The organism is Plesiocystis pacifica SIR-1 (assembly GCF_000170895.1).
GTDB classification, from domain to species: domain Bacteria; phylum Myxococcota_A; class Polyangia; order Nannocystales; family Nannocystaceae; genus Plesiocystis; species Plesiocystis pacifica.
On the sequence record NZ_ABCS01000236.1, the window covers coordinates 1 to 407 of the forward strand.

1 protein-coding gene is annotated in these 407 nt (G+C 64.1%); it reads right to left on the reverse strand.

Annotated features, from left to right (window positions below):
* Positions 1-117: 117 nt before the first annotated feature.
* A partial coding sequence (locus PPSIR1_RS41420) for an FHA domain-containing protein (RefSeq protein ID WP_006977326.1) occupies positions 118-407 on the reverse strand: 290 nt, incomplete at its 5' end.

The window sequence follows — 407 nt, forward strand, 5'->3', positions numbered from 1 at the left end:
CGCCCCCCCCCGAGCTGCAACAACCACTTGCCCCCTTCTAGGGGGCAGCAAGGCCTCCCCAGCCCTACAGCCCGGCAGCGAGCGAACGCCAACCCAAATCCCCCACGGGGGTCCAAATCAATACGGCTCGTTGAAAGAGAAGCGAAGCTCGTGGTCGCACAGGTAGTAGACGTTCCCCTCTTCCACGAGGTGGTTGTCCACGCGCTGCCCGGCGAACTCGACTCCGTTGGTGCTGCCGAGGTCCTTGATGAAGTAGTCGCCGTTGCGACGGACCACGCAGCAGTGCCGGCGGGAGATGTTCGCGTCCTTGATCGGCAGGTCGGAGAACTTGCTGCCGCGGCCGATCACGAACTCGTCCTGGTCGACGGTGTACCAGTTGCCCTCGAAGAACAGGTAGAGCGGCCGGG